Raw genomic sequence first — 17854 nt, 5'->3', positions numbered from 1 at the left:
ACGCATCGCCAACGGCATCCTGAAGGCGACGAAGCTGAAGATACGGCATGTGCCAGGCACTGGCGGGCCGGCTTCGTTCGACCTGATCGGAACCATTGGCTCCTTCCGTTCAGCCGCCGATTTCCGGGTCAAGGGACAGCCTGTAAACGCCGCGAGCCCGGGCGTGGACTTCAGCAACGGCACTGCGGCCAATCTCGGCAACGGCGTCAAGGTGCATGTCCATGGCACACGAGTCCTGAACGGCGTGCTAACTGCCGACAGCGTCGAGTTCCAATAGTGGGTGAATCTGAGGACCAATCACCGCCGCTGCTGTATGGACGCCTAGTTCGGCCAGACTATGCCGTGTCAATGCCCAGCGGATGCCGCCGCACGTTCAGGCCCATGCTGGCCTAGTCGTCTGCGACCTCCGAACCTTCTGTGGGCTGTGCAAAAAGGCAAACGGATCTTCGATTGTCCGCGCTCTCCGAAGCATCTCGGTAGGCTGCGTGTCGACCCGACACCTTCCCGTAAAGCGTCCGGACGCCGACCAGCCAGCGTCAGCATCAGTCACCTCAGGTCGTGGGAATCCAGTGCGGCGTTCTTGTGGCTGCACTTGGCCAACGAGCTCCCTGACTTCCACCGCACTTGAACCAGAGCCGGCGGGTTCGTGATCGCGCGGGACAGCGCGACCGCCCGGCGCCGGTCGAGAACGCCCAGATGGAAAGCCACAATTGTCGGGCCGCATCTCACCAATGCCTCTCAACGTTAGAACGATTGTTGTGTCGGTGGCCTGTCGCATGGTATCGATGGTGTCGAGATCGGGCACCTTCTTGAACAACTCCGCCTCGGAGTCGCCGCTTGGCTGGGCGAGGCCGGCAGCCGTGATCTGCAGATGGAAGTGGCCGAACTTGCCGTCGGCGTGCGTATGCCGCCCCTTCACGAACAACGCACTGGCCTGCAGTTCCTTCACCGCGGGGTTCAGGCCGGCAACTGCATCTCGCGGGATGCGGATTGTCAGGTTTGAGCGCAGGTGGGCCATCAGGTTGGCGCCAATTCGACCCACGCCGGGCAGTCCAGGTAGTGAGCCGAGCGCTATGCGGGCGCTCTCGATGGTGCCGAGTGCAACGACCACCACAGCCTCCTCAGGCACGGGAACCGGGCCCGCGCTGGTTTCGATCGCGACCACGCGCCGCACGGGCCCGCTCCCATCGGTGATCAGGCGAATCACATGGCAATTGGGCACCACCATTGCTTCGTTTCATGACGGCCTCACGCCTTTTCCGCACCGCTGGCCGCGAGGCGCGCGGCAACCTTCTCCCACTGGATGTTCCGGAAGAAGGCGTCGATGTACTTCGCCGCCGCCGCGCCAAAGTCCATCTGGTAGGAGTGCTCGTACATGTCCATCACCAGGATTGGCGTGGTGGCCGCGGGTGCATGCGCGTGGTCGGCCATCCAATAGTTCTCGAGTTGTCGCGTGTGCTGATTGAAGCCCAAGACCACCCATCCCGAACCACCTCCGAGGCCGGCGCCGACGCGGCGGAATTCAGTTTCCCACGCGTCGAAGCTGCCGAAGGCCTTTGCGATTGCCTGGCGCTCAGGGGCGCCCGCGCTGCCATTTCCGCCGAGGTTGTCGAAATAGTCTTCGTGCAACACGACGGAGCCCGTGCGCAGCAGATGCTCGCGCTTGAGGTCGTTGTAGACGTAGGGAGGTAGGTCCTTGTCGGCCAGCGCTTCGCCCAGGCGCTTCTTCACCACCGCCAAGGCCTTCACGGAGCCACCGTAGTTGTTTTCCCAGTGGGAGCGGATGAGCCGCTCCGACAGATTGCTCAGCTTGGCGGGATCGAAAGGCAAGGGCTTCAAGGTGTCGCTGGCTTGAAAGGCTGGTGCGGTGCTCATGGTGGTCTCCTTCGAAGGGGCGATTTCAGCGACGACGCCGGTCGGCAGGGCAAAGGCTCCGGCGCCTGCCGCGGCCGTTGTGACGAAATCTCGGCGTGTGGGTTTCGACTCACGATTCATCTGGCTCTCCGTTCGAGCGATGCGCTCGGTGGATTGGCGGTCACGTGCGTGTTGGGCGGGCGCGACCTGCACCAGGCGTACAGCGCGTCGTACATCACGAGACCGTGCCGCAGCATCTCGTGATCGTGTCAACGGATTCACCGCGAGGCCAACCAGCGCGGCGGCCAGCACGATGTCAGGCTCGGGAAGCGGTCATCTGGCTCGTCCTCCTCAAGCCTTGGCCTCGCGTTCGAAATGTGCGTACAGCGAATCCAGCACACCACCGATCTCTGCGAGGAGAGCGTCATCGTCAGGCAGGCGCTCGCGGGCGCCGGCAAGCACGGCTTCGAACCCTGCGCCTTCCGCCACTGGGCCGGAGCCCATGTCCAGCGAACGCACCATTGCGCCCATCCGGATCAGGGCGGGGTTCTCGTCGAGCCCGAAGCTCGCCATCAAGGTTTCGAAGGTGACCCGTTCTCCGACGTGGGTGAAGGCGGCGCCATCGAAGTCAAAACCGAGCGCCTTGCGCGGGCAGTCGCTCGTCTTGGCCAGCCACTGGAAGCGCGCGCCGGGATCGATGAAGCGGCGAATCAGCCAGGCACTGGCGACTCGATCGACCCAGAGCCGCCGTCGTGTGGCCCACAGACGACCTTGGTAGTCGGCGATGCTCAGGCGCGGAATCTGGCCTTGGATTTCATGTGGTTCGTCCGGCGTCAGCACGCCGTCGATGCGTTGGTTGAAGTCCACCCACGCGGCTTCGGCTTCGAGACTCGCCTCGCCGGGGAAGAAATCCGTGGCAACGAGTGCTTCATAGTCACGGCGCAGCTTCTTTTGCAGTCGCGTCAATTCGGCGACGCCGAGCGAGGGCAAGGTGGCCGCGGCTTCCTTCCAGGCCCTCACGAGCGCCGCGTAGTCGGCGCTCCGGTCGAAGAGTTGGGGGTAGGCGCCTGCGTCTGCCGCGCTGGCCGGCGTGGTCACCAATAGCCACGCGCTGCCTCCCTCGCGCACGCATTCATCGGCAAGTTCCTGCAGCGCATCTCTATGCAATTCGCTATCGGGCAGCAGGTAGGCGCCATCCCGCAGCGCTGCGCATCCCATCGCCTTGAGCGCTCTCCAGATCCGCATGCGCGCCGTCGCGCCCTGCGTGGGCAGGGAGACGACCAGCAATAACCATTTGACGGTATCGGGGGACGCGTCGGAAGAAGGCATGTAGTGAAGAATACATTATTGTCGTGATATCTACAAAATGCATGACCCTCATACCGGAGAATCTATGAGTTCAGGCCCCTTGTCCCGGCCGCGTCGCGGATTTGCACGCTTGCTGCCGTCCGGGGTCGACGCCAGTGCGGTTCCCCTATTGGCCGCCAGGGCGCTGCGCGCCTTCGGTGACGGCTACATGGCGGTGCTACTGCCGGCCTATCTGCTCTCGATCGGACTCGGTACCCTGGAGGTCGGCATCGTGAGCACCGCGACGATGCTCGGGTCCGCGGCAGCCACGCTCGCAGTCGGCGCGTGGGGGTACCGCTTCGCCGGCGGGAAACTGTTGCGCGGCGCAGCCATGTTGATGGCCGCCACGGGTCTGGGGTTCGCAAGCCTGTCGTCGTTCTGGCCCTTGTTGATCGTCGCGCTCGTTGGCACGCTCAACCCGAGTTCGGGCGACGTCAGTGTCTTTCTGCCGCTGGAGCATGCCCGCCTGGCCGGGGCGGCGCAAGGCCATGCGCGAACCGAGCTGTTCGCGCGCTACAGCCTGGTTGGCGCACTGTGCGCAGCGCTGGGGGCACTGGCGGCTGCCGTGCCCGACTGGCTGGTTCGGCACACCGGGCTCGCGCGCCTGGATGCGCTCCGCGGCATGTTTCTGGTCTACGCAGCCATCGGTCTGGCCGTCTTCTGGCTCTATCGAACTCTGCCGGCGCACGAGGGTGCGAGCAGTGCCTCCGACGCACCCGATACTCCCGTCGCTCCGGCACCGCTGAATGCATCGCGCGGTGTCGTCGTGCGATTGGCGGCTCTCTTCAGCGTCGACGCCTTCGCCGGCGGGCTGACGGTCAACGCGTTGATGTCGTTGTGGCTGCTGGAGCGCTTCGGCCTCTCGTTGGCGCAGGCCGGGGTGTTTTTCTTCTGGACCGGTTTGCTCGGCGCTGCATCCCAGTTGGCTGCGCCGCTGGTGGCCAAACGCATCGGGCTGCTGAACACCATGGTCTTCACGCACCTGCCGGCGAATGTCTGCCTGGTGCTGGCTGCCTTGGCGCCCAGCCTGCCGGTCGCCCTGGGATTGCTCATGGTCCGCAGCGCCCTGTCGTCGATGGACGTGCCCACGCGCACCGCCTACGTCATGGCCGTCGTCACGCCCGCGGAGCGCAGCGCCGCTGCGAGCTTCACGGCTGTGCCGCGCAGCCTGGCGGCAGCCATCAGCCCGACGCTGAGCGGAGCGATGTTCGCCGCTGGGTGGATCTCGATGCCGCTGATCGCATGCGGCCTGCTCAAGATCACCTACGACCTGACGCTATGGCGTGCCATGCGGCGCAGTCGGGTCGAGGGGCTGTAGGCGCTGCTCATGCGTTGTCAGCTGGTACCCGGCAGCCCTGCGAGCTGGCGGTGATGATGCGCCGAGGCATCAGTCAATCACCTCGAGTGATCCACCGATGCTGATAATCTTTGATGATGACCAGGCGTCCATTTTTGCACATGCCCGCGCGTCGGTTTCCTGGCGTTGATCGCAGCGACCTTGTTCGGCATCAGCACGCCGCTGGTTTAGCTCGCCGGCAGCGGGCTTGGGCCCTTCACCACCGCAGCATTGCTCTATGCCGGCGCGGAGCCGATTGGTGCGCTGCTGCGCCAGCCGGGTGAGCGCGAGGCGGCGCTGCGTCGCTCAGACTTCGCGCGCGCTGCCTGTATGGCCCTGTTCGGCGCCGCCATCGGTCGGTGGCGCTTGCCGGGGCCTGTAGCACACCAGCGGCACCAGCGCGTCCCTGATACTGACGTTGGAAGCGCTGTTCACGTCGCTTCTGGCCCGGATTTCTCTATCGCGAGGTGATGGATTGGCCGGGTTTGGACGGCCATGTTGCTCGCAGGCGGCATCGTCCTTGTCCTGGATCGCGGCCTGACCGGCGGCGTGGAGCTCCTGGGCTGGCCTTATCGCGGTGCTGGCAGCGACATCGGCCTGGGGGGTAGACAACACCTTGTCCCGCGCTTTGGCTGAGCGCGATCCCGGCCAGGTTGTTCTCGAAAAGGCTGCGCTTGGCGTGTTTACAACGGCCGCCCTTGCAGTCGCCTTCGGAGAGACGCTACCGGGACTGGGCGCAGCCATTTCGTTACTTGCCATAGGCATGAGCGGCTACGGGCTGAGTTTGCGGCTCTATCTTCTCGCTCAGCGTGCGTTCGGCGTCGCGCGTACCGGCTCCGTGTTTGCTTTTGTGCGAGCATGAGCCGCTGGAGCACGAACACGCTCATCACCACGACGATGGACACCATGACCATGTCCACAATCCGATGCCCACGGGCGAGCACAGTCACAGGCATCTGCATGAGCCGTTGCGGCACGTCCATCCCCATGTGCCAGATGCGCATCACGGCCATCGGCACTAGCCGCTGCTTTGGTGCATGCTGAATGACCTGGAAGCAGCAAGGAGAAGCACCATGCAAGCTTGGAATCAGATACCGCCGGAAGGCCATCGTAGATTGGCGCGAGGCGCCATGCGAGGCATGGTCGTGCTGCTGGTATTGGTTGGCGCTGCGGTTCTGGGCTGGGCAGCAATGCAACTCTACGTGATGGTTGTGACGGCCGATTGAGGCGATCGCCGGAATCGCGCGACGCTTCAATGACACCAGTCCGACGGTCATCGCGATCCGAGTTGCGTTTTCGGCGAATTCCGCGCGTTCCAGCGTCTCGACCGCATGCCGATAGAAGAGAGCTCCCGTGTCTGTCATGCTCCGGCTGCGCGAGGTCCGGTTGACGAGCCGGACGCTGAGCGATGTCTCCCGCTGCCGGAGACGGTGGCTCACCGTCGACTTCGGCACGTCCAGATGACGGCTGGCGGCGGTGAGCCCTCCGCACTCCACGATGCGGACGAAATAGCGGAAGTCGTTGAGATCAAGCACCGGCCAGCAGGGCGCCGGCGCCTGGCACCACCGGCTCCAGACCCAGGTGATCGAGCATGCGGCGCACTGTGCACACGGCGGTCGAAACGGTGCGGATGCCCAGCATATCTTCGATGCGTTGCACCGCCGGCAGCGAGGGCATCTGCACGCAGGCCGAAGCAACGACCACGTCGGCTCCGCGGGTGTCGAGCCGCTTCACGTCGTCGAGCAACAGCATCGGGTCGCGCAGTCCGACCTCGAGGTTGTCCGGGATCTCGAAGCAGAGTGAGTCGATGACCTGGATGTCTTCATTCTCGATGTACTGGACCACCAAGTTGGTCAGCGGCCGCATGTAGGGCGCCATGAGGGAGATCCTTTTCGCCCCCATCATCTTCAGCCCTTCGACCAGCGCGCCGGCCGAGGTCATCACTGGTGCGAGCGACTGATTGGCGCGCGCCACCGCCGTCAGCTCGCTTTCGGTCTCTCGGTGGTAGCCCGGCCCCATCGCCATGATTGCGACGAGACATGCGGTGCTCATCACATCCACCCGCGCGTCGGCCAGCTCGGCCGCGCAGCGCAGGCTCTCCTTATTCATCGCTTCGAGTTCTTCCTTCGTCACCTTGTGCATGCGCATGCGGCTCGAATGGAAAGTGAAGCGCTCGGGGCRAATTGCCTCGCGTGCCCGCAGCATCGCGGGCACCTCGGTTTCCATCGTGGTGTTGGAGCTGGGCACGATCTGCCCGATCCGGAAACTGCGGCTCGTCATGGGGGTTCCTCTCAATCCAGTGAAATGCTGGCGCGCTTGACGATGTCGGCGAAGCGACGGGTGTCGGCAGCGGTGACGCGCGTGATCTCGGCGGGTGGTGCGCTCCAGGGCTCGAAACCGAAGCCTGCGAGACGCGCGCGCACCTCCGKCTCGGCCAGCGTCTTGGCCACGCTCGCGTTGATGCGGTCGATCACCTGCCCGGGCGTTCCCTTGGGCGCGTAGAGTGCGACCCAAGTGCGCAGCTCGAAGCCGGCCGGGCCGCCAGCCTCGGCGACGGTCGGTACGTCTTCGTAGCCGGCCAGGCGCTTCGGGCCGGCATAGGCCAGCAGCCTGACCTTCCTGGCGCGGTAGAGCGGGTCCACGGTCGCGGCGGTGCCGAAGGCCCAGTCGACTTCGCCGGTCGCGACCGCCGTGTACAGCTGCGGCAACTCCTTGAAGGGCACGTGCATCATCTGCATGCCGGTAGCGCCTTCGAGCTGGGCCGTGCCCACATGGGCCACGCTGCCGATGCCCCAGCTGCCGTAGCTGACCTGCCCCTGCTTCGCCTTGGCAGCCGCCATCAGGTCGGCCACGTTCTTCCATGGCGAGTTGACGCCGACGACGATGAAGAAGTGCGTCGAGTACAGCGGCGTGACCGGCTCGAAATCTTTCACCGGATCGAAGGGCAGTTGCTTGTAGAGGTTCGGCTGCAAGGTCATCGGCGTGGCATCGACGACGAGCAAGGTATGGCCGTCGGGCGCGGCGCGTTTGACCTCGCCGAGTGCGAGCCAGCCGTTGGCGCCGGGCTTGTTGTCGACCAGCACCGGGTGACCCCATTCGCGGCCCAGCCTCTCGCCGACGTTGCGCATGACCGTGTTGGGGCCGCTGCCGGCGGAGTAGGGCAGCACGGCGCGAACGGGCTTGGTCGGAAAGGTCTGTGCGGAGGCGATGGTGGCGACGGCCAGGCACAGTACACCGATACTCAGCAGGCGGGTATGAAATAACGAGTTCATGGCAATGTCTCCTTCAGGTGCTGTGGGCCTGCAGTGCGTCGTACGCCGCGGTGAAATGCGGGTCGCGCTGCTTCAGGTCGTCGTGGCACACCTGGCCGGTGCGCCGCATGTAGTCGTAGGCGAAGCTGACGGGGTCGAGGTGCAACTTGTCCGCGACGCTCTCGTACCAGTCGAGGCTCTTTGCCGCCGCGCTCTGGAAGCTCGACGAGGCCGGCCGGCGCGTGGCCTCGAACGCGGCGAAGGCCGCCGGCAGATCCTGCGGATGCGCCGCCAGGCCGCGCTGCAAGGCGATCGCGTCCTGCATCGCCATGCGCGTGCCCGAGCCGAGCGAGAAGTGCACCGTGCGCAGCGCGTCGCCGAGCAGCACGATGTTGCGATGCGTCCATTGTTCGTTCTTGACGATGTTGGCCTCGAACCAGAGCGATCGGTTGCTCAACAACTCGTTGCCGCCGAGCTCGGGGCGGAACACTTCGGCGCAGAAACGCCGACTCTCGTCTTCGCTCGCAATGTGGAGGCCGGCGCGCCGCCAGGTGTCGGGGTCCACCTCGACCAGGAAGGTGCTCAGCTCGGGGCTGTACTGGTAGCTGTGGGCGATGAACACGCCATGCGGCGTCTCTCGAAAGATCAGCGACACGGGGTGGAAGCGCTGGCGCGTGCCGTACCAGGCGAACTTGTTGCGGCGCTTCTCGAAGCTCGGCCTGAAGTGATCGGCGAACTGCCTGCGCACAGCGCTGTTGCCGCCGTCGGCGGCGACCACCAGGTCCACCTCGCGCGCCAGCGCCTGCACGTCCTCGATGCGGCGGCCGTACGCGATCTGCACGCCCGCGCGCTGGCAGGCGCGCTGCAGCGTGTTCAGCATGTCGATGCGGGCGGTGCGCGAGAAGTGGTTGCCGTGGATCTGCACATGGGTGCCGCGGTGCACCACATCCATGTAGTCGCACTTTTCGTGGTGTGCGGTGAACTCGGCGAAGAATTCGGGATCGGCCTCCTTCAGGAAGCCCAGCCCGATGTCCGAGAACACGACGCCCCAGCCGTAGGTGGCGCCTTCCGGGTTCTGCTCGCAAATACGGATCTCGTGCGAGGGATCGTGCTTCTTCGCCAGCAGCGAGAAATACATGCCGGCGGGGCCGGCGCCGATGACGGCGATCTTCATGGGGCTGGACTCCCGGAAACGTTCGCGCAGGCATCTCGGTAGCGCTGCAACGCGTGGCGGAAGGCGTCTGGAATCTCGATCGAACGGCGCTCCTCGCGCGCCACACACACCGGCGTCAGCTTCGCGACGAACACGACATCGCCCTCGGGCGTACGGCCCGTGATGTCGAGCACGTAGGTGCGGCTGTGGATGTCTGCCACCGTCACGGTCATGTCGAACTCGTCGTCGGGGCGCAAGGAGCGCTGGAAGTCGAAGGTGAGCGCGCGGCTCGGCGTGCCGAAGCCTTGCTCCCGCTTGACGCGCTGCGGCGTGGAGTCGAAGAGCGCGCCGTAGAACAGCTCGGCGGCCGAGATCACGTACTCCGAGAATGTCACCGTGTAGACCACGCCCGCCGGATCGCACTCGCCCCACTTCACACGGCGGCGGATGACGAGCGGCAGTTGGCTCAGCACCTGCTCCGTGGCGATCATGGGGCGCTCCCTGCGGCTTCGGCGGCCAGCTGGTCGGCGATCAACTTCTTCAGCGCCGGCTTGTCAACCTTGCCCACGCGTGTGAGCGGGAAGCTGTCGACTGCTTCGATGCGCTCCGGACATTTGTATTTGGCGAGGCCCTGCCCGACGAGGAAGGCGCCGAGCGCCTTCACGTCGGGCACCGTCATGCCGGGGCGCGGCACGATGTAGACGCAGGCCTTTTCGCCGTAGTACGGGTCCGGCATCGCCACCAGCTTGGCGTCGGCCACGGCCGGATGCTGGCTGATGAAGCCTTCGACCTCTTCGCAGCCGATCTTCTCGCCGCCGCGGTTGATGTTGTCGCGCAAACGGCCTTCGAAGGCGTAGAAGGTGAGGCCGTCCACAACGTGCGCCGTCATCATGTCGCCGGTGCGGTAAAAGCCATCAGAGGTGAAAGCCTTCGCATTCGCCGCCGGGTTGTCGAAGAAGCCGGTCAGGCTAGACGGGCCGCGAAAGCACATCTCGCCCATCTCCCCGGGCGCGCTCGGTTCTTCGGTCTCGGGCACGAGCAGGCGGATCTCGTCGTGCGCGCAGCCCGAGGCGCCTTGCGTGTGATGCCGAGCGAATGCCGGCGCGTCGGCGGATGAGCCCAGCAGCAGCCCTTCGGTGATGCCGTACAGGTTGGAGCAGGGCAGTCCCAGGTGCTTCTCCAGGTTGTCGGATCGGCTCATCGTGGCGAACAGCTGCAGCGACGACAGATCGTGCAGCGCGATGTCGGTGTAGGCCAGCAGCTGCGGCGCGATCGGCCCGATGGACAGCGCGTGCGTGACCCGGTGCTGCTCGATCAGCTCGAGCATGCGGCGGATGTCGACCCTGGGCATCAGCACCGTGGTCACGCCGAAGGCAGCCGTCGGGATCAGCGCGTACAACTGCCCGGCGTTGTGCAGCAGCGGCAGCGACCAGATCACGCGGCTATCGGCCGTGATGCGATACCGCCTCATCCAGCCCGCCGAATGGCCGAGGTACTCGGCATGGAAGCGCGGAATGATCTTCGGCACGCCGGTGGTGCCGCCCGAGAGCTGGAAGCTAAGCACGTCTTCGCTGCCCAGCGGCAGGTGGGACAGGCGTTCGCGGGCTGTGGCGAGGGGCGTGCCGTCGATCAAGGCCTCCATGCTCGACGCTCCGGCAGCGGCGCCGCGCACGACCGCCAGGTGCTTCAGCGTCGCATACTTTTCGACCATACCGGCCGCGAATCCGACCAGGTCGAAACTGTTGAAGTCGGCCTGCACAAAGTACCCGCGCGCGCCGGACTGTTCGACCAACTGGCCGATCTCGACGTCGCGGTGCTGCGGCAGCGAGCAGACCGGGACGATGCCGGCCTTGAAGCAAGCGAGCAGCACGATCGCTGTCTCGATGTTTGTGCCGAGCTGGAAGATCGCGCGGTCGCCGGTGACGAGGCCCAGATTCAGCAGCGCCGCCGCGAGGCGTTCGGTCGTCTCGTCGAATTCACGATAGCTCAGCGTGCGCTCGTCGCTGATGAAGGCGGCGCGGTCGGGATAGCGCTTCGCGGTGGCGCGCAGTGCGTCGCCGACCGTCGAGGGGACCCACGATCCATTGGCGCGCGACGCGGCGGCGCGCTCCGGCGGCGGATAGCTCACGCCCTCGATGGGGCTCAGAATGTTCGTCACGGTTGTCTCCTGCCTTTGTCTTCTGCTCAGGCGTGCGATGGCGCAATCACGACGCGCTCGCGATCCAGCACTTCGACACGGCCATGCACGCCGCCCGTGAAGAGGCCGTACCAGACCGCGGGCTTCAGATCGAGGGCTTTGCGCCGGAACTCGATCGGCCCGTCGGCCTCGATGCAGTCGTAGCCTTCGCTGGAATGGACGCGACAGTCACCGCGCGCGGCCGCGTCCTTCACGATTGTGGCGAACTCATCGACCTTGGGCACGTAGATGCGCAGGCTGCCGCCGTTGCGGCCATCGCGTTCGTCCAGCAGGGCGGCCTTGCGAGACCAGATCTCGTCGATCGCTGTGACGCGCCTGCCGGCCCTTTCGGCAGCGTCTTCCGCCTCGATCGCGGCCTGCACCGTGAGCGCGGCATCGGTCGCATCGATGTCGACGAGCGGGYGCAGCTTGCGGGTGAACTCGACGAAGTAGCCGTTCGGGTCGCGCACGTAGATCGACTCAATCACCTCGTGACGCGTTTCGACCGACACTTCCAGGCCCCTGGCTTCGAGGCGTTGCTTCCAGGCCTGGAGTTCGTCCGCGCCGTCGACCAGCCAGGCGGTGTGGGTAGCGTCGAACACATGGTCTTCCGGCAGCGGTTTCATCGCCGCGCGGCCTTTGAGGCTGGCCGGTTGCTCGCTGCCGAGGTAGTAGAAGAATGCGATCGTGCTGCCGTTGCCGCTGTCGAAGAAGAAGTGCAGGAAGTCGGGATGCGTGGCCGGGCCCCAGCCGCGCGCGGAGATCACGTGCACGAGCGGTAGGCCGAGTTTGTCGCGGTAGAACTCGATGGTTTCGCGCAGCTTCCAAGTCGGGCGGGCGGTGTGATCGACGCCGCGCAGCGCCGGCGTGGGAAGGGTCGAGGCAGACATGGGGTCTCCAGGTTCGGGTCAGGCGGGAAAGGTCTCGCGCAACCAGTCGGCGAGCAGGCGGCCGGCAGCCAGGCGGCCGGGTTCTTCATCGGCCGACAGTGCACGGCCATGGTGATCGCCCCGCACCCGTTCGTGGCGCTTGGTTGTGGCGGCGATAGCGTCGACGATGCGGCGCACATCGCCCGGAAAACAGGCCTGGTCGCCTGTGTATTCGACGACCAGCACCGGCTGCGTGATCGCAGCGGCGGTCTTCGCTAGGCTGGCATTGGACGACAGGCCCGACCAGGTCGAGAGCCAGCTCTCCGGTGTGCACTGGCGGGCGAAGCCGACCGCGCCGTAGTTTGATGCGTACGGGTCGGCACCCCAGAGCGAGCCGAACTTACGATCCGACGGGTCGAGCGAGAGATCGAAGCAGCGCAGGTCGCCGTCGGTGCGCCAGACGTTGATGATGGGCGTGTGGGCGGCGATCCGCTTGTCTTCGGCCGTGGCCGCTGGGCCGGCTGCCTTGACGCGCTTGCGTGCCGAAAGGCGCCGTTCGATCAGCTCGCGGGCCATGACGTCCATGCGGGCCACCCGGTCGCGCTGCGCTGCGCGGTAGCGCTCAATGAACGCAGCGTCATAGCGCGTGCCCTTCGGCCCCGCATAGCCATTGGCCGGATTCAGCGGATCGAGCGCGGGGTCGACCGACAGCGCATCGGCTTCGTTCGCGACCGACGGGTCGATGCAGTTCATCAGCAATGCTCCCTGGCCCGGGTGCGGGCCGATGAAGACCAGGCCGTCGACGGCCGGCATATCGAGTTCCGCCAGTTGCGTGGGCTTGCCGCCCGGCGTCCTGGCGGTGCGCTCGGCGCCGGACAGCGCCGACTGCTGCGCATAGAAAGCGTAGAGCCCGGCGCCGCCCGAATTGCCCAGAAGCACGATCCGGCGGAAGCCGCGGGACTTCAGATGCGCCAGGCCGGTGGCGACGTCGTGCAGCGCGAATTCATGTTCGAGCCGCAAGTCGTTGCCGACCGAGCGCGGCGCTTGCGACCAGGCCGCGTACCCGGCGCCGATGATGTCGGGGATCAGGTAGTGGCACGCCATGAACTCCCGCGGGTGCATCACGCACACGACAGTGTCGCTCGGCGTGGCGGGCTCGTACAGCGAGCCGCTGGTAGCGGCGTTGTCGGCGGTGCGCAGCACCACGTTCGTGGTGGTCGTGCCCGCCGGAACGTTGCGCGGGTTCCAGTCGGTGTTGAGGAAGCCGGCGGTGGCCTGCCCCGGGGAAGCGGATGGACTCATCTGTCGTCGCCGGCGCGCGGCGCCTGTCATTGATATGACTCAATGCTAGGTCTATTCGACAGTAGTGTCAAATATTTGACGTTACCGTTAACCCTTGAGGCCGCAGCAATGGGTCGGCTGCCTTCTCAGCGCCCGGCAGGCCGTTTCACCTGGGCTTCAAACACCGCAAGTGCCTCGCGCATCTGGCCGATCGCGTCTTCGACGCCGGCGGCGCGTCCGCGTCGCGGCTTGTCGGGCACGAGCATGCGCAGCCCGAAGTCGACGATCGTGGTGGCGACGACATCGGCGGACACGTCGCCGTCTGCGTGGAACCACCATGCGGTCCAGTTGCACATGCCGATGATCGAAAAGGCCGCGATGCGGGCGTCCACGTCACGACGAAACTGGCCGCCTTCTATGCCCCGCTGAATCACGCGCACGAAGTGCTCGAGCAACGCACGCCGCGCGCTCTGCGCAGCCGAGCGATGCGGTTCGGGCAGGCTGCTCTCGCTGCGCTCGACCACGCGAAACTGCAGCGCGTGCGAGAGGATGAGGCCGGCATGTTGGAAGATCAGCTGTCGCAGCGCTTCGTCGGGCGGCAGTTCATCGCGGCCCGAGACAGATTGCGCGAGTTGGCTGGCCTTTTCGGTGACATCCTCCGTCAGCGCTTCGAGCATCGACTCCTTGCTCGGGAAGTAGTAGTAGAGCGCGGTGCGCGTCGTGCCGACGGCATCGGCGATGTCGTTGATGTTGGTGCCGCCAAAGCCCTTGGCGATAAACAGCAACGATGCCGCATCGAGGATCGCCTGGCGCTGCGCATCGTTGCGAGTAGCTCGCGGTTTGGCAACAGTGGTTGGGTTGGTCATATGTTCTCTCGCGTCGGACGATCACGTGTCCTACGACTCATGGCGCCTGGACCACGAATGGTACCGGCAACGAGGGCATAGCAGCGCATGGCTGGCGGCCTCAGGTGGCGTCATAGACGAAAGACGCGGAACGTCCATTTTTGATGCGCGGCGATCCGGACGACCCCAGCTTCACAATCCGCCGAGACCACCGAACCGAGCGGCGTTGCGGTCCTCGACAGAGCGTCTTCTCTGCTCGCGGCGTTCGGGCCTACCGACAGCCGGCTCACGCTGACGGAGTTGTCGAAGCGGACAGGGTGTTGTTCAGTCGACGGTGACCCCGGCGTCCTTGACGACGCTGGCCCACCGCGGCAAGTCGCTCCTGATCCGTGCGGCAAATTGATCGGGCGTGCTCACGTGGGGTTCGCAACCGAGTGTGCCCAGCTTCTCGCGGAGCTCGGGGGAGTTCAGCACCTTGGCCAGCTGCGCCTGCAACTGTGAGACGACGTCCTTCGGGGTTCCGGCCGGCGCCAGCAGGCCGTACCAGGGAGTCGCGCCAAGGCCCTTGATTGACTCGCCGATTGTTGGCACATCGGGAAGCAAGGACACGCGCTTTTCGTTGACCACGCTCAGGACCTTGAGTTTATTGGCCTTGATGAACGGCAGTGACGAGGGCAGGCTCTGCACGGAAACCTGCACCTGCCCACCGACAAGATCGGTCACCGCCGCCGAGGCGCCTTTGTAGGGTACGTGCATCATCTGGATGCCGGCGGCCTTGCCCAGCATTTCCCCAAAGAGATGATTGAGCGTGCCGTTGCCGGCCGACCCGATGGCGATCTTGCCTGGCTGCGCTTTGGCAGCCGCGATCATTTCATCGACGTTGTTCGGCGGAAAGTTGTTGTTCGCAACCAGCACGTACCCCGCGGTCGCCACGGTCGTGATTGGCACAAAGTCGTTGATGGGATCAAAGCCCGTGTTCTTGTAGAGCGCGGGATTGATGACGAACGCACTGTCAACGGTCAGCAGTAGGGTGTAGCCGTCGGCCCTGGACTTCGCTGCGAACGCCGTGCCGATATTGCCCCCCGCGCCGGGGCGGTTGTCGACGATGAACGGCTGGCCGGTCGACTCCGAGAGTTTTTGAGCCACGATGCGTGCGATAGCATCGTTGGCCCCACCCGCGACTTGTGGGACCACCACGGTCACAGCCTTGCTTGGATACCTGTCATCTGCGACAGCGGGCTCGGCCATGGCGGCCAGTAATGTCAGCGCCAGTGCGGCGAGGCGGTTGATCTGCATGTCATGTCTCCTGGTGTGGTTCTGATCGGTTGGTCGCAGGAGCTACCTGGCCGCCCAAGCGAGACCCAACACTTCCCTGACATCGGCAGCAGTCAAGATGGGTCGGATGTTGTTCAGCGTTACTTGAGGGTGGTCAAGCGCTGGTTGGATGAAACCTTCGACCTGTTGCTCCGACAGGCCCAGATCGTCGAGCGTGGTGGGCATGTCGAGCTGAGTGAGCAACTCCGCGAGCACCTTGTGAAACGGCCCTCTTCGTCCCAGCAGTTTCAGAACCGCGTCATGTTGAGCAGTCGCGTGCCCTTCGAGCCACTTGGCCTGCGCAAGCATGAGGACGCATGCAGCGTCGCTATGAGCCACCGAGCCAAGAGGTCCGATGATGTGGACCATCCAATGGCTAAAGCCGTGCGGTACTGACATCTGGCCCATTCCCGTGTACCAGGTTGCGAGTTGGCAGTCGGTGAAGGCCTGGAGGTTGGTGCAATCTTTCACCTTGGGAAGGTTGTCGACATACAGCTGAATCGCCTTCTCTGCGAGCATGCTGGCGAATGGATGGGGCGACGCCGAGCAAGCGGTGTTGATGGCATGGTCTAAGAACCTATCCGTAAATAGGTAAACTATCGATCCGAGCCGCAGTTGACGCGGCGCTGGATCGAGATCTTGGTGAAACGTGTCGAGTCGTGGGTCGTAACCGATGAGTTCTGGCAGCGGGTGGAGCCGCTGATTCCTGCGCGCTCGGCGGCGGACAAGATATACGTGCGCAAGCCTGGGGCTGGCCGGCCACCCAAGCCGGCTCGACTGGTGTTCGAAGCCATCGTCTACGTGCTGCGCACGGGTTGCCAGTGGAAGGCGCTACCCAAGGAGCGCTTCGGCAGCGCAAGCGCCATCCACAAGCGGTTCCTCGAATGGGAGGCTGCAGGCTTCTTCGAAGCTCTGTGGAAAGCTGGTCTGGCCGAGTACGACCAGATGCAGGGCATCGCCTGGCGCTGGCAGAGCGTGGACGGCGCGATGATGAAGGCGCCACTGGCACAGGAAGCCGTGGGCCCCAACCCCACGGATCGGGGGAAAAAAAGGCAGCAAGCGCCACCTGCTGGTGGACGGCCGTGGCGTCCCGTTGTCGCTCGTCGTGACCGGGGCCAACGTCCATGATTGCAAGCGGCTTGACGAGGTGCTCACCGCCATCGTCGTCAAGCGCAAGGCCCCGCCACATCGGCGAAGCAAACATCTGTGCGCCGACGCGGGCTACCGCGGCGCGCAGCACCTTCGCACCATCGAGGATCACGGCTACATCCCTCACGTCGTCGATCGGCGCACGGAGGCGGACATCAAGCAACGCGATCCGAACAAGAAGGCACGGCGGTGGGTGGTCGAGGTCTGCCATAGCTGGTTCAACCGCTTCCGTAAGCTGCTCGTGCGCTACGAGAAACTTGAGCGCAGCTTCATGGCGCTCAACCACCTTGCCGCCRCCATCATCGCCTTCCGCAAGGTGCCTAGGGACGTCAACATAATTTACGGATAAGTTCTGCCGCGTATGCCGGTCGAGAGGAGCAGACTGAGTGGCGTCTGGCTCAGTAGCCTGGCGTCATAGATGACGCCGCGTGGAGCGCCTTCCGGCACGACGAAGCGAGCTTTCAGATGGGTCACGTCGTCGATCGGCGTGCTGACAGGTGTCCACTCCGATGTGGCCAGCGTCGTGGGAATGGCGATCTGACGGATCAGGGGCCTTGCACGGGATGTCGAAAGCATCTCGGTGCCGTCCTCCGACAGCTTCATCTGGAGCTTCAGCAGGCCTGCGCGATCGAACACATTCTCGGAAATGCACAACTGCATGGCTTTGCACATGTCCATCACCGAACCTCCGCCGATAGCGACGATCACGTCTGCGCCTGCTTCCCTGGCTTGCAGGGCAGCCTTCAAAACATTCGCGAGCGGCGAGTGTTCCCCGACCTCGTCGGTGAGCCCGACGAACTTGTCGCCGATGGCCCCGGTGATCTTCCGAATGACATCGGTCCGGGTGTTCAGCGTCCTGGAGCAGACAAAAAAGGCGCGGTGGTATCCGAACCATTTCATCAGAGCGGGAAGTGCTTCATGCGCGCTCACGCCGTGCGTGACCCGTTCGTGGCCGGAAAAACGGTATCGGAAGCCCTTGTTCTCTGACTTGATCATTGCTTTTTCCCGTATTCCAATGCGCGCTCGAGCGCAACCACCTGCCGCCAATACCCGAATCCCATCTCCGCAACGACCTTGCGGTAGACGTGTTCCTCGAGTGTCCTGAAGTGCCCTCGGCGCGAGGCCAATGCGGAACGGATAGTCCCACCGCATGGCAACACGGTCAAAGCACTTTTGCGCAGCAATCGATTGAGAAAACCTCAAGCAGCTTGGCTGCCTATGCCTGAACTGCGGCGACGAGTGCTGGTCGACGATCCGGCCGCGCTCCACGATCTACCAG

The 17854-nt window shown here is 64.8% G+C and carries 17 protein-coding genes and 4 pseudogenes; 6 read left to right on the top strand and 15 right to left on the bottom strand.

Features of this window, described 5'->3' with window-relative positions:
* Positions 1–277, top strand: a pseudogene (locus AC1DY5_RS13700) (DUF5666 domain-containing protein); the annotation flags it as partial.
* Between the two features lie 96 nt (positions 278–373).
* Here the strand turns inward: AC1DY5_RS13700 and AC1DY5_RS13695 are convergent.
* From AC1DY5_RS13695 to AC1DY5_RS13685, 3 genes are all read right to left on the bottom strand, one after another.
* Entirely contained in the window at positions 374–1228 is an 855-nt protein-coding gene (locus tag AC1DY5_RS13695; protein ID WP_478112052.1) for a hypothetical protein, read from the bottom strand.
* Positions 1229–1248: 20 nt separating this feature from the next.
* Positions 1249–1875: a superoxide dismutase gene (locus AC1DY5_RS13690; protein WP_478112050.1), complete on the bottom strand. Its 627-nt coding sequence runs from the start codon at positions 1873–1875 to the stop codon at positions 1249–1251.
* A gap of 330 nt (positions 1876–2205) precedes the next feature.
* Positions 2206–3183 (bottom strand): chromate resistance protein ChrB domain-containing protein, encoded by a 978-nt coding sequence (locus AC1DY5_RS13685; protein ID WP_478112048.1) that lies wholly within the window; start codon positions 3181–3183, stop codon positions 2206–2208.
* A 64-nt stretch (positions 3184–3247) separates the two neighbouring features.
* On the opposite strand from AC1DY5_RS13685, the gene AC1DY5_RS13680 reads away from it, so the two are divergent.
* The 3 genes and pseudogenes from AC1DY5_RS13680 to AC1DY5_RS13670 all read left to right on the top strand — a co-directional run bounded on the left by AC1DY5_RS13680 (position 3248) and on the right by AC1DY5_RS13670 (position 5763).
* A complete protein-coding gene (locus AC1DY5_RS13680) occupies positions 3248–4519 on the top strand; it encodes an MFS transporter (RefSeq protein WP_478112046.1) in 1272 nt (423 codons plus the stop codon).
* 159 nt (positions 4520–4678) lie between these two features.
* Positions 4679–5559 (top strand): annotated as a pseudogene (locus tag AC1DY5_RS13675) (DMT family transporter).
* A 51-nt stretch (positions 5560–5610) separates the two neighbouring features.
* Positions 5611–5763, top strand: coding sequence for a hypothetical protein (locus tag AC1DY5_RS13670; RefSeq protein WP_478112057.1), 153 nt, complete (start codon positions 5611–5613; stop codon positions 5761–5763).
* A 135-nt stretch (positions 5764–5898) separates the two neighbouring features.
* Here the strand turns inward: AC1DY5_RS13670 and AC1DY5_RS13665 are convergent.
* The 9 genes and pseudogenes from AC1DY5_RS13665 to AC1DY5_RS13625 form a co-directional block, all read right to left on the bottom strand.
* Positions 5899–6072, bottom strand: a pseudogene (locus tag AC1DY5_RS13665) (LysR family transcriptional regulator); the annotation flags it as partial.
* Entirely contained in the window at positions 6065–6817 is a 753-nt protein-coding gene (locus AC1DY5_RS13660) for a maleate cis-trans isomerase family protein (protein ID WP_478112044.1), read from the bottom strand. The pseudogene AC1DY5_RS13665 and the gene AC1DY5_RS13660, both read right to left, overlap by 8 nt.
* A gap of 11 nt (positions 6818–6828) precedes the next feature.
* Positions 6829–7809, bottom strand: coding sequence for a Bug family tripartite tricarboxylate transporter substrate binding protein (locus AC1DY5_RS13655; RefSeq protein WP_478112043.1), 981 nt, complete (start codon positions 7807–7809; stop codon positions 6829–6831).
* Between the two features lie 13 nt (positions 7810–7822).
* The gene (locus AC1DY5_RS13650; protein ID WP_478112041.1) at positions 7823–8962 is read right to left on the bottom strand and encodes an FAD-dependent monooxygenase; all 1140 of its coding nucleotides are present in this window, start codon (positions 8960–8962) and stop codon (positions 7823–7825) included.
* On the bottom strand, positions 8959–9432 hold the full coding sequence (locus tag AC1DY5_RS13645; protein ID WP_478112039.1) for an acyl-CoA thioesterase: 474 nt from the start codon (positions 9430–9432) through the stop codon (positions 8959–8961). Before AC1DY5_RS13645 ends, AC1DY5_RS13650 begins: the two co-directional genes overlap by 4 nt.
* Complete coding sequence (locus AC1DY5_RS13640; RefSeq protein ID WP_478112038.1) at positions 9429–11099, bottom strand: AMP-binding protein; 1671 nt, start codon at positions 11097–11099, stop codon at positions 9429–9431. The genes AC1DY5_RS13645 and AC1DY5_RS13640 overlap by 4 nt, the downstream gene beginning before the upstream one ends.
* Before the next feature lie 26 nt (positions 11100–11125).
* Positions 11126–12007, bottom strand: a complete 882-nt coding sequence (locus AC1DY5_RS13635) for a VOC family protein (RefSeq protein WP_478112036.1) — start codon at positions 12005–12007, stop codon at positions 11126–11128.
* An 18-nt stretch (positions 12008–12025) separates the two neighbouring features.
* Positions 12026–13288: an alpha/beta fold hydrolase gene (locus tag AC1DY5_RS13630; RefSeq protein ID WP_478112034.1), complete on the bottom strand. Its 1263-nt coding sequence runs from the start codon at positions 13286–13288 to the stop codon at positions 12026–12028.
* A 125-nt stretch (positions 13289–13413) separates the two neighbouring features.
* Positions 13414–14133 (bottom strand): TetR/AcrR family transcriptional regulator, encoded by a 720-nt coding sequence (locus tag AC1DY5_RS13625; protein ID WP_478112032.1) that lies wholly within the window; start codon positions 14131–14133, stop codon positions 13414–13416.
* A gap of 153 nt (positions 14134–14286) precedes the next feature.
* Between AC1DY5_RS13625 and AC1DY5_RS13620 the strand changes: the two are divergent.
* Positions 14287–14430, top strand: a pseudogene (locus AC1DY5_RS13620) (helix-turn-helix domain-containing protein); the annotation flags it as partial.
* Positions 14431–14436: 6 nt separating this feature from the next.
* Here the strand turns inward: AC1DY5_RS13620 and AC1DY5_RS13615 are convergent.
* Positions 14437–15408 (bottom strand): Bug family tripartite tricarboxylate transporter substrate binding protein, encoded by a 972-nt coding sequence (locus AC1DY5_RS13615; RefSeq protein ID WP_478112030.1) that lies wholly within the window; start codon positions 15406–15408, stop codon positions 14437–14439.
* Between the two features lie 42 nt (positions 15409–15450).
* Positions 15451–15987, bottom strand: coding sequence for a dehydroquinate synthase/iron-containing alcohol dehydrogenase family protein (locus AC1DY5_RS13610; protein WP_478112055.1), 537 nt, complete (start codon positions 15985–15987; stop codon positions 15451–15453).
* 78 nt (positions 15988–16065) lie between these two features.
* Here AC1DY5_RS13610 and AC1DY5_RS13605 point away from each other — a divergent pair.
* Positions 16066–16924, top strand: a protein-coding gene (locus AC1DY5_RS13605; RefSeq protein WP_478112053.1) for an IS5 family transposase whose coding sequence is annotated in 2 segments (ribosomal slippage) — positions 16066–16478 and positions 16477–16924 — 861 coding nt in all. Because the reading frame shifts where the segments join, the coding sequence is not laid out codon by codon here.
* On the opposite strand, the gene AC1DY5_RS13600 is transcribed toward AC1DY5_RS13605, so the two are convergent.
* Positions 16915–17571 carry an iron-containing alcohol dehydrogenase gene (locus AC1DY5_RS13600; protein WP_478112028.1) on the bottom strand — a complete coding sequence of 219 codons (657 nt, stop codon included), beginning with the start codon at positions 17569–17571 and terminating at the stop codon, positions 16915–16917. The genes AC1DY5_RS13605 and AC1DY5_RS13600 overlap by 10 nt on opposite strands.
* Positions 17572–17854 lie beyond the last annotated feature (283 nt).

It is taken from the genome of Variovorax sp. P4_D9 (genome assembly GCF_056401695.1).
The sequence above is the reverse complement of the archived record's forward strand: the minus strand, read 5'-3'. Positions and strand labels throughout refer to the sequence as shown.

What these genes read in the sequence shown, in the direction of transcription:
- AC1DY5_RS13695 (WP_478112052.1), bottom strand. Translation starts at nt 1,228, where the DNA reads ATGGTGGTGCCCAATTGCCATGTGATTCGCCTGATCACCGATGGGAGC.
- AC1DY5_RS13690 (WP_478112050.1), bottom strand. Translation starts at nt 1,875, where the DNA reads ATGAGCACCGCACCAGCCTTTCAAGCCAGCGACACCTTGAAGCCCTTG.
- AC1DY5_RS13685 (WP_478112048.1), bottom strand. Translation starts at nt 3,183, where the DNA reads ATGCCTTCTTCCGACGCGTCCCCCGATACCGTCAAATGGTTATTGCTG.
- AC1DY5_RS13680 (WP_478112046.1), top strand. Translation starts at nt 3,248, where the DNA reads ATGAGTTCAGGCCCCTTGTCCCGGCCGCGTCGCGGATTTGCACGCTTG.
- AC1DY5_RS13670 (WP_478112057.1), top strand. Translation starts at nt 5,611, where the DNA reads ATGCAAGCTTGGAATCAGATACCGCCGGAAGGCCATCGTAGATTGGCG.
- AC1DY5_RS13650 (WP_478112041.1), bottom strand. Translation starts at nt 8,962, where the DNA reads ATGAAGATCGCCGTCATCGGCGCCGGCCCCGCCGGCATGTATTTCTCG.
- AC1DY5_RS13645 (WP_478112039.1), bottom strand. Translation starts at nt 9,432, where the DNA reads ATGATCGCCACGGAGCAGGTGCTGAGCCAACTGCCGCTCGTCATCCGC.
- AC1DY5_RS13630 (WP_478112034.1), bottom strand. Translation starts at nt 13,288, where the DNA reads ATGAGTCCATCCGCTTCCCCGGGGCAGGCCACCGCCGGCTTCCTCAAC.
- AC1DY5_RS13625 (WP_478112032.1), bottom strand. Translation starts at nt 14,133, where the DNA reads ATGACCAACCCAACCACTGTTGCCAAACCGCGAGCTACTCGCAACGAT.
- AC1DY5_RS13615 (WP_478112030.1), bottom strand. Translation starts at nt 15,408, where the DNA reads ATGCAGATCAACCGCCTCGCCGCACTGGCGCTGACATTACTGGCCGCC.
- AC1DY5_RS13600 (WP_478112028.1), bottom strand. Translation starts at nt 17,571, where the DNA reads ATGATCAAGTCAGAGAACAAGGGCTTCCGATACCGTTTTTCCGGCCAC.